Raw genomic sequence first — 12,512 nt, 5'->3', positions numbered from 1 at the left:
GGGGGGGCCAGGTATGGACATCCCGAAATACTGCGCAGATCGCGTCCTGCGCAGGTTCGCCGGCTATCCGCGTTGCTCCACCGCTTTTTCGCGGCCGAGCGATTCGGCACAAGCCCGTGCAACGGCCGAGTTTGGCTCGGTGCTTCCCGGCATCGTGGCCCAACCTCCCTTTTCGACGAACTTGCCTTGTTCCGATACATAGGTCGCCTTCTTCATTTCGGTCAGGTTCGCCGAGGCATCAGCGGTCTGTCGAAACTTTTCAACGCAGATGGGTGTGAGAGCTGCGACGACGGCCGTCGCAGCGCGGCTTGCAGCGAGGGTCTCTGCGGACCCACCGGTCACCCAGCCGCCCCAGCTGAAGCCAACGATCGCCAGGGCCATCGCCCCAGCCACAGCACCCCACAGAACGGAGCGCGCGGTCGCCTTTGTCTCCCGGGAGATGTCCATGATGTCGCCTTTGACTGAGAGGATCGAGATAGCTTGAGGAAGCCAAGCATGTCGATCGCTGGGCGGCTGTACCAAATTGCTCATTCAGCCTGCGTGGAGACCATTCGGACAAATTTGGATGGACACATTGCCGCACGACGTCACCCTAGACGAAGCTTTCCACAAATCGGCTGGATCGCATGCCCTGCGATGCTCAGACCTGTACGACCCTAGCTACATTCCCACGCAGTTGGGCGGCGAGTGCCAGCGGTCCACGCATTCTGTTCCTTTTTGAACAGCCAGCGCTGTCTACGCGTGCTCTGTTCTTTGATTGCCTGACTTGGACTCATACTTCCGATCGGCCCGGCCCTCGTGGCCGGGCTTTTCGTTCCGGTCCATGGATGTCTCTGTTAGCGTAGAACGGTCATCAGTCTGAGTCTGAGCAAAATCACAGCGGCCGTGCCCTTCACCGGCCGCCGCGAGAGAAAGCGAGGCCGCCAATTGGCGGCCTCATCGACAAGTTCTAACCGCCGGGCTCTTCCTTGTGATCATGCGGAGTGCCGCGATTTTTGTCGGTCTGCTCCGCATCCCCCGGCGTTTTCCCTGCCATATTTCCAGGGTTGAAATGGTACTTGCCATCGGGGTTCTCGCCAGGCTGCTTCTCATTCGGGTTCTTCTTGTTAGTCATTGGACCAGTCACTCCTTGGGAAGAGTAACAATGTTGAACGGGACCGAGGTCTCTATGTTCCCAAAGCTGCGATTGACCGCGTGGAACGAAAGCTCGCTCGTCCCCGTTGAGCATCAGCTGCAACATTTCTCATTGGCGTGAGGCGTCGTGCAGACCACTTGAGGTGTTGCACATGGCTTTTTCGCAAACACGTTCTTCCGCATTCCTATCCGACTGTCTGGCCGCCTTCAGGCGATATCCCGCCATCGCCGCGTTTGCTGGGGCCGCTACCCTTGTGGCGGCGACGGCGATCGCGAACCGGCATCTTGCCGATAAAGCGCAGCGTGATAACCCGCCACGGGGTCGGTTCATCGACGTCGACGGGGTTCGGCTGCACTATGTGGAGCGCGGCAATGGCCGGCCGCTGGTTCTCTTCCACGGCAATGGCAGCATGATCCAGGATTTCGAGTCGAGCGGCCTGATCGATCTGGCAGCCGAGAATTACAGGGTCATCGTCTTCGACCGACCCGGATTCGGGCATAGCCTGCGGCCGCGAAATGTGGTTTGGACGCCGGAGGCACAGGCGGACCTGTTCAGGAAGGCATTTGATGGGCTGGGCGTTCAGCGAGCCATCGTACTCGGGCATTCGTGGGGGGCGTCGGTCGCGGTCGCGCTGGCGATAAGGCATCCTTCCTTCGTCGAAGCGCTGGTGCTGGCATCGGGATACTATTTTCCGACCGCGCGAGCCGACGCAGTGGCCTCATCTCTACCCGCCACACCCGCGCTTGGCGATATCATCAGCTACACCGTCTCACCGATCCTGGGTCGATTGATGTGGCCGGCAATGTTGCGCAAGGTGTTTGGCCCGCAACCAGTCCCCGGCAAATTCGCCGGCTTTCCGAAGGAAATGGCCGTCCGGCCATCACAGCTCCGCGCCAGTGCGGCGGAATCGACGTTGATGGTTCCCGCTGCATTTGCTTCTTCGAAGACCTACGGCGAACTCGACATGCCGACGATCATACTTGCGGGCGAGGATGATCGTTTGATCGATATCGATGAGCAATCGGCCAGGCTGCATGACGAGGTCAAGCAGAGCAAGCTGCACCGCATTGCCGGAGCCGGACATATGATCCAGCAATCTGCCACGCGAGATCTAATGGCGGCTATCGACGAAGCCGCTGCCGAGACCCTGCACTAGTCCGTCGGATGCGGCGATGCGCTGGCGCGTACCGCTCGTCATGACCGCGCAGGGATACCTGGCTGCCGGCAGGACAGATTTGCGTGGAGGATGGAGGAGACCCTTGGTTTCGCTTTCGATGTTGCCGCAGGAGCCCCTCTCGTCGCCAGGGCAGGACGCCGGCGCGTCGGAATCGGAGGCCTTGCCAACGCAGGCGGTCGACAATGTCGAGATGCCTCTGCCGTCCAGTCCGCAGACGTTCTTTCTCGGTAGCCTGTTGACACTGGCCGTCCTGGCGGCCGTATACGTGGCAAGCTCGATCATATTGCCCGTGGTGCTCGCCTTCGTGTTGCAACTCATTCTGCAACCTGCTGTGGATCTTCTCGAGCGTATCGGCCTACCCCGTGCCGTCGGCGCGCTCTTGGCGATCCTGCTGGTCGTGGGAGCGCTCGTGGGCTTCGTGGCAGCCTTGTCAGTACCCGCCGCGTCGTGGGCGGAGAAGTTGCCGGACGGCTTACCGCGCCTGGAAACTCATCTGGTCGTCCTGAAGCGCCCGATCGAAGCGCTGCAAAAGGTTGTCCAGCAGGCGGAGCACGTCGCGGACTCTCCCGGGAAAAAGGAGCCCACCGTTTCGGTTCGCCGCGATCTCGGTCTGACCGGCGTGCTCTTTGCCGGAACGCGCGCTGTGCTCGACGGCCTGTTCACGACGGTTCTGGTGCTCTATTTCCTTCTGGTCGCAGGCGACATTTTTCTGCGACGCATCGTCGAGGTGCTGCCGAATTTTGCCGACAAGAGGCAGGCCGTGGACATCTTCCAGCAGATCGAAGCGGACATATCGGCCTATCTGCTCACAATCACGGCCATGAATGCTGCGGTGGGAATTGCGACGGCGGTTGCGATGTACCTCTGCGGGCTTGGAGATCCCTTGTTGTGGGGAGCCGCTGCCTTCCTGCTCAATTACGTTCCAATTCTCGGGCCGTTGTTGGGAACCATCATCTTCCTGCTGGCCGGAATGTTGAGTTTCGACAGCTTGTGGTGGGCCTTGCTGCCGGCGATTCTTTACTTCTGCATCCACCTCGCCGAGGGCGAGACCCTGACTCCCATGCTGCTTGCGCGACGCTTCACCCTGAACCCCGTGCTGATCATCCTGTCGCTGGTGTTCTGGTTCTGGATGTGGGGGGTGCCCGGCGCGATCCTGGCCGTTCCAATGCTGGCCATCCTGAAGATCGTCAGCGATCGCGTCCGTCCGCTAAAGGCTTTGGGGCACGTCCTCGAAGGATAATCGCAGCGTCTTGGTGATGGATTGAGGACGTACCGCCGGCGGGGCACGGCCAGTGCTGGCAGGCTACGAAAGAGGCATAGAGAAGGTGAAGCGGGTTCCAGCGGAGTTCGATGCGACGGTCAAAGCGCCCCCATGGGCCTTTGCGATCTGAGAGGCGATGTAGAGCCCCAATCCAAGCCCCTGCTTGCTCGCACGAGCTTTGCCGCGGAAGAACGGTTCGAACAACTTCTCCATCACCGTTTCCGGAATCGCCTCACCCGCATTGGCTACCCAGAGTTCGAACGATCCCTTTCGCGTCTCGGCGTGAACGACGACGGGTTTGTCGGTTGCCCCGTGCGTCACCGCGTTGCCGAGAAGGTTGGAGAGGAGTTGGCCGATGCGGATGCGATCGCAGTTCACCGGCTCGTGGATGGCAAATTCGGTCTCGATGACCCGGCCGGGTGAGGCCAGTCTCAGTTCGTCGACCACCTGGGCAAGGGCAGGTTCGAGCGGCGCTCTTGCATCGCGTTCCAGGGTAATGCCGCCGCCCAGCCGACCGCGCGCGAAGTCGAGAACGTTGTCGATCATCGAGGCCATTCGCATGACCGTGGTCTGCATCATGGCGATGATCTGGTGTTCCTTTTCGCTATGGACGGTTCGGTCGAGAATTCTCGCGCCGGCGCTAATGGAGGCGAGAGGATTGCGAAGATCGTGACCGAGCACGGCGATGAACTGTTCGCGCAACTCGGAGGTTTCGTGCTCGAGCCGCAGCAGTTCTTGCGTCGCCTTCTCGGCGCCAATCGCCAATTCTCGGTCGGCCAGAAGCTCGTGCTCGTAGCGCCGCCGATCCGTCGCCTTGATCAGGGCTAGACGGATGAGCAGCAGCCTTCCTTCCGGATCGCGGCGCTCGTTCGCGTTGGCGATCATCTGCAGCGGCGTACCGGCGGCGGTTAACACGTCGATGGCGAATTCGTCGAAGGATCCCTGCATTCGGAGCAGCGGCGCGATATGGGTTTCGTAATAGATACGGCCCGGCATGGTCAGGAAATCGCTGAAGCGCTTCCCGGTCATCCGTGGCGCCGTATGTCCGCTCCATTCCAGGAAGGTGAGGTTGACGTACTCGATCCGGCCGTTCGGCTGCAGGGTGACGTAACCGCACGGCGCTTTGTCGATCATGTCCTTGAACTGGGGATCGGAGGCGCGCACTAGACAAAAGGTCGCATCGCCGCGATGACCTCTTCCGGCGCGCTCAGATTTGGGCAATGCCCGGTCGCGTCCAGGACGATCATCCGGCTGTTGGGAATATTGCGGGCGACAAACTCGCCGACCTCCGGAGGGGCGATAATATCCTCGCTACACTGGAGAACGAGCGTCGGAAGGGAGACCTCCGCGAGGTCTTCGCGGTTGTCGGAGGTGAAGGTCACCCGGGCGAACGCTTTGGCGATTTCGGGATCGGTGCTGCAGAAGTTATTGGTTAGCTCCTGACCCAATTCCGGTCGGTCGGGATTGCCCATGATCATCGGCGCCATCTGCATCGACCAACCCATGTGGTTCGAGTCGAGAAACCTGAGCAATTCCTCGATCTGCTGAGCGCTGAACCCACCAACGTATCCGTCGTCGTCGATGTAACGGGGTGACGGACCGATGAGTACAAGCTTGCCGAACATCCCGGGGGCTTGTCGGGCGGCCAGCACGCCGATCATGCTGCTGACGGAATGTCCTACGAAGGCGGAATCCTTCAATCCGAGCTCCGTGCCGATTTCGACCACGTCTTTGGCGTAGCCGGACAGGGTCGAATATTTGGCGCTGTCGTAGGCCGAGAGGTCGGAGCCGCCGGCACCGACGTGGTCGAACACAACGGTCATGAAATCCTTTTCGAACGCGGGAGCCACAAAGCGCCACATGTTCTGGTCGCACCCGAAGCCGTGTGCGAAGATCATCGTCCGGTGGCCGGCGCCGCGAACGCGAACGTTATTTCGTTTGATTGTGCCTGCCATCAGGACTCCCCGTATCGCCCTTTATCGTGCAGTTCCTCTAACGTCGCCGGGCCGCGGTCCGGTTTGCGAGGCCTGAATGCAGTGGAGATGCCCGGTCCTGCGAGCCGATCCGGATCAGCCGGCGCGCTCGAGCATCTCGACTTTCGCTTTCTTGATTTCTTCATCCGACGCCTCCTCGATGCCCGCAATGCGGTTGCTTGCGGCCTTTGTCGCCAGGATCAATTCGTCGAGTTTCAACTGCAAGGCCAGCGTGTCGCGGTTCTGCGTTGCCTGGATCAGAAAGACCATCAGGAACGTCACGATTGTCGTGCCCGTGTTGATGACGAGCTGCCAGGTATCGCTGAAGCCGAATAAGGGACCCGTGATCGCCCACACGAGTACGACGGCAACTGCCAGCAGAAAGGTCGTCGGTCGGCCGGAAATGCGCGAGGTCGCAACTGCCAGCCGGGCGAACCAATTGCCGCTCGGCTGAGCATTCGCGGACGTAGAGCCTATGGGCAGATTTGCGCGCATTGAATGATTTCCTTGGCGAAGCGGAAGCCACACCGCAGATGTCCGCTAGTCAGCTATTGGCGATCGACGGACCGCAAGGAGCGCCGTCAGCTGATGGAAGGAGGCCGTCTTTCTTTTCCCATTTTTCTGACCGCTTCGACGATGCGGTCGGGTTGGTAGGGCTTGTGCAAGGTGAGACTGCCAGGCACCGGACGGGCCTCGACGGGCGAGAAGCCGGTCGCGTAGATCACCTGCAGCTGGGGATCATGCTCCCGACAACGTTCGGCGATCTGCCACCCGTCAACTCCGCCGGGCAGCCTGATGTCGGTGACCAGAACGTCCGCGATCTGCCTCTTGCACAATGCCAGCGCTTGCTCACCATTGGAGGCGTGAAAGACCTCGTAGCCTTCCTCGCGCAGAGCGTCGACCACCAATTCGCGGACAAGTGGATCGTCCTCGACCATAAGTATTCGCACCGGTGGCTCCTCAATACTCTTGACGACTGTTGCAAGTCTGGAACGGCCCAGCCTTGAGAGGGTTCCGCGGCGACGCTGCCAACGTCGCAGCATTCTCGGAATCAGAGACTCAGGCCATCCTGTGAAATGCCGGTGGCAACGTCTCTCGAACCAGTTCACTCAGATCCAGCGCCTCGCCGCTGTCCGCAATGTCGGAGAATAGAACCTCGACGAAGGGATGCTGTCGGTTGAATACCGCGCCTCGCTGGTATTTCGCGCTCACGATCCGCTGAAGTGCGGCAAGGTTCAGTCTGCCAAGCGCATTGTATTGATCGCGAAACAGGCTTTGTCGCCCACCACCATGCTCGATGGAGTCCGCCCAGACGTCCATCACCTTCCGCCCAATAAACGCTTCCACGCAATCATTTCCATCCTGAGCGAGAAGCCTTAGTCCATCCATGACGTGTGGTCCGTCATCGACCCGAAACTGTGTAAGCGACATGGGAGTCCTCCTGTTATCGGCGTCCATCTAGATCGGCGGGCAGTCGTGGACTGCTCCTCCCTCGTTGTCCCATCGCGACAGCGCCAGGGCATTTGATCTTGCATCGGCAGGCGAGTCTTCTGTCACCGGTAATTTGCCGCGACCGGCATCATCCTTGTGGTTGTGAAGAAACCGGGCGATTTGGCTGCGGAGCGCCGATGTCGCCAGTAACTTGCCGACCGACCCTGCAGTGTCGAAGATCTGCCGCTGCAGGGTCGTCGGCAGGGCGTTCCATTGCATGATGATGGCCGCGCCCAGACACCGCAAAACACGTTCTTCTTGGGCCGCAAGGGCTCCGCCGTGCGAGCGGTTCTCATCCGGATCGGGCGGGCGCTTGGTCAGCTCGCCGTGCTTGGCTTCTCTCGCCCGAGATTGCTGAGGTCTAAACACGTCGGGCCCCTTTCGCTGAAAGTCGCGGCCCCTTCCGAACAAACCCCGATGGGGTGATCAGACTCAAATAGATATGGGGATCAAAGGTCCCGACAACGAGCCCAGGGTCCAAATAAACTTGCACGATAGTTGGCATTGTTTGGCGTCCAGTTGCGTCGTGCAAAGAGCATTGCCGCGACAGCGGACTGCGGTGATCCCGCCAAACTCCCGGTCGTGAGCAATATTGACCAGCGGGCGGCGCTGCCGGGTCCATACTGCTGCGATCGCCGTGGACGCCGATCGGTGAGAGTTCGATAGTGCCGCTGCCCTTATTCCGCAGGGGGCGAGCGTGCTCGGGTCACAAGCCAGGGCCCCTAACGCCTCGCGCGACGTGGCGACCAGTGCTGGCTTTGGAGTGCAAGGTGAGGACGATGAAATGACAACGCTGCCGCGCAACGATCTGGACTGTCACGATTGGGCTACCCGGGCATCCGAGGCTCTGGCGCAAGCAAGGCAGTTGCCAGCTGGAGCGATCCGATTCGAAGCCATCAGAAAAGCCGAGCAACTTGGCTTTGCCGCTGAGATGAGGAAATGGCTGATACCGAAGAAGCCCAACCGCGCCCCGAAAGGGACTGGCTGACGGCGATCTCAGTTTCGAAGAGTAAAGTGCTGCTTTGCGTGAGAAGCTCCGGCCCAGAGAGCAGACCAGAAGGGCTTTCCTAAAGGAACGGCCCCAGGGCGTGGGGGCGCGCTGGGGCCGCCATTTCATCGGATGCGTGGGGGCACTTGCATCCGGTCGCCCGTTACCAAGCAACGCCGCCGACATTCGTTCCAGGAAAGCCGCAAGTCGCGTTGCTAGGAAGTGATCTCGTCGGTCCACACCTTGAAGCTCACCAGGGTGTTGGGCCCGAACGTCTGCGTAATCGGAACGTCAGCAGCGTCACGTCCCTGGGCAATCAGGATGCGTCCAATCCGTGGCACGTTGTTGCGCGGATCGAACGTGTACCAACGTCCGCCAATGTAGGCCTCGAACCATCCGGCGAAGTCTCCTGGGGCATAGGGGGGCGGCATGCCGATGTCGCCCAAATAGCCGGTGCAGTACCTTGCCGGAATGTTCATGCAGCGGCAGAACGTAATGGCCAGATGCGCAAAGTCGCGACAAACGCCCTTGCCCTCGTGGTACACTTCCCGGGAGGTCTTGGTGGCGCGCGCGTGCTCGTAGCCGAATTGAATGTGATTGTGGACGAAATCGCAGATCGCCTGAACGCGCGCCCATCCGGGCGGCTGCTTCTCGAAGAGCTTCCACGCGGTGTCGGATAGCTGGTCGGTTTCGCAATAGCGACTGCCGAGAAGATACACGATCGTCTCTGCCGGCAAGTCCTCGACCGCGTGTTGAGAAGCCGAGGGCACGGTGGCGTCCGGCAAGCCCGTGTCGCGAATGATGCCATCAGCCGCCAGGCGCAGTTGACCGGCTGGAGCAACGATACGGGTGCACCAGTTACCGAAGCCATCGCGGTATGGGTTGATCGCCACCGGAGGATCAGTGGTCAGATAGTCAGGCACGATAACGTCGGAAGCCCGGGTAAAATGAACGCCCAGGACCATGATCATGGGTGTGGGCTGCGGAAACTCGTAGACCATCTCATAGCCGACCCGGATCTTCACTCGACATCCTCCAAGGTCGAGAAGGCTGCTCGACTGCTTCGATCTTGTGTGTGCTCACCCTACACTCGCGACACAGCGCGGCGCGAACCCCAACGCCCTGGTGGTGCTTGTGTTCCAGCCACTTCATCACGGCAGCTACAATAGAGCCGACGCCGTTTTGACGTTGACCTCCACATTCATTCCAAGCTCGTCCTCGCGACTTCCCCAATAGGTGCCGAACAGGGGAATGGCCTGGCTCGGGATTCTGGCCACCGCGACGCGAATTAAGTCCCGGTTTCCGACGATGCCGTTGGTCGGATCGAACTCGACCCAGCCCGAACCGGGGATGTAAATCTGGCACCAGGCATGGGTGGCTCCCCCGCCCAGCCAGACAGGACCATCGCGATCCGGTACGTAGATATAGCCGGTGATAAAGCGTGCGGCGAAGCCCAGGCTTCGCGCAGCTTCAATCATCAAGACGGCAAAGTCCCTGCAGGTGCCTTTCCTCAGTTCAAGTGTGGTGGAGGGAATTTGAGTTCCTGGCGCCGTGCGGCGGTCATATGCGAAGCCATCCGAGATTGCTTCATTGAGGGTCATCAGGAGCTGGCCCGTCGGACGTTTCGTCCCCCGCGTGAGAAAGGTGTCCAGCCACCGGCCAACATGATCTTCCGGGTCGGAGAACCATCTCTGAACATAAGGTGCCAGGTCAGGCGCCTCTTCGTCATGATACGTGAATGGATGGTCCTTCGCGTAATCCTCAATCCTAAAGTCCGGGGCGTTCTCCGGAGTGTGGTCAACCTTGATTTCACAGTCGAATCGCAAGTAATCGCTCGCGCGGTCAAATTCGATGTGTGCGACGCAATTCCCAAAGACATCATGAAGCCATCTCACCTCTGAGGGCTTCGGCGTCACATCGAGCGAGAAGTCAATCAGTCGTTGATCGAAGCTGTCCCGCGGACGTGCCATTAGCTGATGCCGGCCGAGCCTTACCTCGCCCTCGTACCGGTACGTTGTACTATGCCGGACGATGAAGATCGCCATGATGTCGCCGGTCGACGAGGGTTAAGGGCTCACGATTCGCTCGATTGATGGCGACGATCGCATTCCGACGGGAAATGTACCTGAATTTGCCGACAACTGACGAGATCTTCGGAAGGCCGTGGCGCAAGTGATGCCAGGGCAGGTTCGCATGTCTGGTTGACCCATACAACAAGGGCGGCTCTCGAGCCGCCCTCGTAACTGCCAGTCATATGCCCGGCGTGGTCGCCTAGCCTTCGATGATGTAGACGATCTCGTGGGTGCGCGGGCGAAGAACAATGTACCTTCCGTGCACGAGGATGAAATCGTATCCACGCCATTCCGGATAGATCTCGACGATACGTGCCGGCATCGGGTAGTAGCGGACGCCCGCCGGGACGGCCGTTCCGATCGAGAGGTTGAAGTTCACGTTTGCAACTTCCTCGACCTTCTCTTGCTTCATCGCCGAACTGATCTGGGTGCGCTTCTCGGCGGGAGGCGTCGCTGTCGCTGCGGCTGCGGCGTTGCCGGTCGTCTTGTTGTCCGAGGTCGAGGGCTTGGTCTCGGCAGTCGGAGTCTTCAAGTCCTTCGAGGTCGCGGCCGAATCAGACGATTTCGTCTTGCTTTCGGCTTTCATCTCGCTCGCCGCCTTGCCGCCCGAAGGCGACGTCGTTTCGGCGGTCGGATTCTTCACGTCCTTCGTGGCGGCCGGCGTCGTCGACTCCGAGGCCTTCGACTTGCCATCGGCCTTCATGTCACCGGTCGTTTTCGCATCCGGCTTGCCCTCCGCATGTTGGGGCGCCATCTCCTTTGACCCAGCACCTGGGGTAGCCTTCTCGACTCCCTTTGCCGCGGGTGCATCCATCGGCGCCGCAGGATCACCTTTCGGCGAAGCGGCCGTCGGAGAGTCCTTCGCCGCTCCTTGATTGGCGCCTTGAGCTGTCGCAAACCCAGTCGTGGCCAATAGGGCCGCAACGGCCGCAGAAACCATTAATGACTTTCTCATCTGATTTTCCAATTCAAATTGAATCTATGCCGACGGACGCCGGCCATAGGGTGCAACGGCTCCGACCTCCTAGAGTTCCGCTTTCTCCGATTGAGCCATCACGCGAGCTGCGCAAGGCGCCATCGGCGGCGTGCGATGGCAACTCCCAACAGGAAGGCGACCAGCAGAGAGCCAAGAGGGGCTTCGCGCGCGATATTGCTCAGGACGCTCAGCGGCATTCCTGGCTTTCGTCCAGCCTCTATCGCGCCCGCAACCCGATTGGCGGTCCCCTTCACGGCGTCGGAGACTTCCGCGATAGGAGATTTCGGCTCTGAAGCAGGATCCAGGCTTTCGTTGGGGAAGGGGGCGAGCGGGATGTCGTCGCTCATGATTCAATCTCCAATCCAGCAATTGCTCGGCTGCACCCGTCCCAAACGCTATCGTGCGCGCCGCGTCGGGCGCGCCAGCCATTGCGCCAACACAAATCCGATCGCGCCGGCGATCAGCATCGAACCGAGCGGATTATCCTGCACCTTCCTCGCGATCGCTTGTGTGCCGTCGCGGAAGGTCTCGCCGCTGTTCTCATAGGCGTCCTTGGCGTAGTCGGCGGCGGCATCCGTAACGTCGCGCGCTGCGTCCTTGGCTTGGCCGTACAGGTTCTGCGCGGTGCCTTTCGCCTCGCGGAGACGGCCCGCTGCCTGGCTCTTTGCATCTCCGGCGATATCGCCGACGGTGCCCTCGAGCTTACCGGCGAACTCCTTCGCCGAACCGGCAATGCGATCGTTCTCCATAGCAGATACTCCCTGGGGTGAAAGTCTCGGCGAGCTAACTGGCAGGACCCCGCGACGTTCCTGCGCGCAGAGAGCGCGGCCTGCAAATGTGGTTGCGATCTGAGCTCCCAGCAGTCCACGCCTGCCGCTCGACCGCGCCGAAGAGACGGATCAAGATCGCCAGGAAAGCCGCTTTCGCTTCTGCGCAGCCTTGAATTCCAGGGCATGTCGTTGAACGGCGTGCTTGGCATTGAAGCTCCAACGACGCACGAGTTGCCATGCCGGCAGGGACGCGACCCAGTCCTGGCCTTGGCAAAACCTATCGTGGCACCAGGCGAAAGCAGGAATTGACATCAGCTTGTCGCGGTTGACGCAGAAGAGCCGCTCGATGAGCAGGAGTTTGAGAAGCTCGCCGACGATGAGGAGCGCAAACCCGCGACCGATGTGCCCGGTCGCCGTCAGGTAAGCCGCAAGAGGCTTGACAGGTTCAAGCAAGATGACCGGCACGAGGAACAGTGCCAGAGCCGGATAAGGGCGAAGCGACTCGATCCACGCTCGCACGCGCTCGAAAAACCAGCAGTTCGCCAACCGGCGAAAGACAGGTTTGAAGAGAGTGAAAAAGACCGCGTCCACCAGGAAGTAGATGGCTGCGATCAGAAACACAAAGGGTTTGAACATGCGGCTCAAGCGGGTTCTCCAATGAACCAAGCG

At 60.4% G+C, this 12,512-nt stretch carries 17 protein-coding genes; 3 read left to right on the top strand and 14 right to left on the bottom strand.

The window, feature by feature from the left end:
- Positions 1-63: 63 nt before the first annotated feature.
- Both XH79_RS42875 and XH79_RS42870 read right to left on the bottom strand, forming a co-directional pair.
- Complete coding sequence (locus XH79_RS42875) at positions 64-531, bottom strand: hypothetical protein (RefSeq protein ID WP_225895067.1); 468 nt, start codon at positions 529-531, stop codon at positions 64-66.
- 418 nt (positions 532-949) lie between these two features.
- Positions 950-1,114, bottom strand: a complete 165-nt coding sequence (locus tag XH79_RS42870; protein ID WP_168388416.1) for a hypothetical protein — start codon at positions 1,112-1,114, stop codon at positions 950-952.
- 172 nt (positions 1,115-1,286) lie between these two features.
- On the opposite strand from XH79_RS42870, the gene XH79_RS42865 reads away from it, so the two are divergent.
- Both XH79_RS42865 and XH79_RS42860 read left to right on the top strand, forming a co-directional pair.
- Entirely contained in the window at positions 1,287-2,291 is a 1,005-nt protein-coding gene (locus XH79_RS42865) for an alpha/beta fold hydrolase (protein WP_244981004.1), read from the top strand.
- Between the two features lie 103 nt (positions 2,292-2,394).
- A complete protein-coding gene (locus tag XH79_RS42860; RefSeq protein ID WP_244981005.1) occupies positions 2,395-3,552 on the top strand; it encodes an AI-2E family transporter in 1,158 nt (385 codons plus the stop codon).
- Positions 3,553-3,615: 63 nt separating this feature from the next.
- Here XH79_RS42860 and XH79_RS42855 read toward each other — a convergent pair whose 3' ends face one another.
- From XH79_RS42855 to XH79_RS42830, 6 genes are all read right to left on the bottom strand, one after another.
- Positions 3,616-4,707, bottom strand: coding sequence for a PAS domain-containing sensor histidine kinase (locus XH79_RS42855; RefSeq protein ID WP_442870029.1), 1,092 nt, complete (start codon positions 4,705-4,707; stop codon positions 3,616-3,618).
- A 29-nt stretch (positions 4,708-4,736) separates the two neighbouring features.
- Positions 4,737-5,528: an alpha/beta fold hydrolase gene (locus XH79_RS42850; RefSeq protein WP_172646919.1), complete on the bottom strand. Its 792-nt coding sequence runs from the start codon at positions 5,526-5,528 to the stop codon at positions 4,737-4,739.
- Positions 5,529-5,642: 114 nt separating this feature from the next.
- Positions 5,643-6,041, bottom strand: a complete 399-nt coding sequence (locus tag XH79_RS42845) for a low affinity iron permease family protein (RefSeq protein ID WP_172646920.1) — start codon at positions 6,039-6,041, stop codon at positions 5,643-5,645.
- Between the two features lie 86 nt (positions 6,042-6,127).
- A complete protein-coding gene (locus XH79_RS42840; protein WP_172646921.1) occupies positions 6,128-6,484 on the bottom strand; it encodes a response regulator in 357 nt (118 codons plus the stop codon).
- A gap of 121 nt (positions 6,485-6,605) precedes the next feature.
- Positions 6,606-6,977 carry a signal transduction histidine kinase gene (locus XH79_RS42835; protein WP_271585636.1) on the bottom strand — a complete coding sequence of 124 codons (372 nt, stop codon included), beginning with the start codon at positions 6,975-6,977 and terminating at the stop codon, positions 6,606-6,608.
- A 27-nt stretch (positions 6,978-7,004) separates the two neighbouring features.
- Positions 7,005-7,406 carry a hypothetical protein gene (locus XH79_RS42830; RefSeq protein ID WP_271585635.1) on the bottom strand — a complete coding sequence of 134 codons (402 nt, stop codon included), beginning with the start codon at positions 7,404-7,406 and terminating at the stop codon, positions 7,005-7,007.
- 415 nt (positions 7,407-7,821) lie between these two features.
- Here XH79_RS42830 and XH79_RS42825 point away from each other — a divergent pair, with 415 nt between their 5' ends.
- Entirely contained in the window at positions 7,822-8,025 is a 204-nt protein-coding gene (locus XH79_RS42825) for a hypothetical protein (RefSeq protein ID WP_271585634.1), read from the top strand.
- Between the two features lie 215 nt (positions 8,026-8,240).
- On the opposite strand, the gene XH79_RS42820 is transcribed toward XH79_RS42825, so the two are convergent.
- From XH79_RS42820 to XH79_RS42795, 6 genes are all read right to left on the bottom strand, one after another.
- Positions 8,241-9,050 carry a transglutaminase family protein gene (locus XH79_RS42820; protein WP_271585633.1) on the bottom strand — a complete coding sequence of 270 codons (810 nt, stop codon included), beginning with the start codon at positions 9,048-9,050 and terminating at the stop codon, positions 8,241-8,243.
- Positions 9,051-9,185: 135 nt separating this feature from the next.
- The gene (locus tag XH79_RS42815; RefSeq protein WP_271585632.1) at positions 9,186-10,070 is read right to left on the bottom strand and encodes a transglutaminase family protein; all 885 of its coding nucleotides are present in this window, start codon (positions 10,068-10,070) and stop codon (positions 9,186-9,188) included.
- A 226-nt stretch (positions 10,071-10,296) separates the two neighbouring features.
- A complete protein-coding gene (locus tag XH79_RS42810; protein WP_271585631.1) occupies positions 10,297-11,064 on the bottom strand; it encodes a DUF1236 domain-containing protein in 768 nt (255 codons plus the stop codon).
- Positions 11,065-11,150: 86 nt separating this feature from the next.
- On the bottom strand, positions 11,151-11,420 hold the full coding sequence (locus tag XH79_RS42805; protein ID WP_172646926.1) for a hypothetical protein: 270 nt from the start codon (positions 11,418-11,420) through the stop codon (positions 11,151-11,153).
- 48 nt (positions 11,421-11,468) lie between these two features.
- Positions 11,469-11,822: a CsbD family protein gene (locus XH79_RS42800; RefSeq protein ID WP_253590966.1), complete on the bottom strand. Its 354-nt coding sequence runs from the start codon at positions 11,820-11,822 to the stop codon at positions 11,469-11,471.
- 150 nt (positions 11,823-11,972) lie between these two features.
- On the bottom strand, positions 11,973-12,479 hold the full coding sequence (locus tag XH79_RS42795) for a hypothetical protein (protein ID WP_049803101.1): 507 nt from the start codon (positions 12,477-12,479) through the stop codon (positions 11,973-11,975).
- Positions 12,480-12,512: the final 33 nt, after the last annotated feature.

The organism is Bradyrhizobium sp. CCBAU 45389 (assembly GCF_028128625.1).
Lineage (GTDB): Bacteria > Pseudomonadota > Alphaproteobacteria > Rhizobiales > Xanthobacteraceae > Bradyrhizobium > Bradyrhizobium liaoningense_B.
This window is presented reverse-complemented; position numbering and strand designations above follow the sequence as displayed.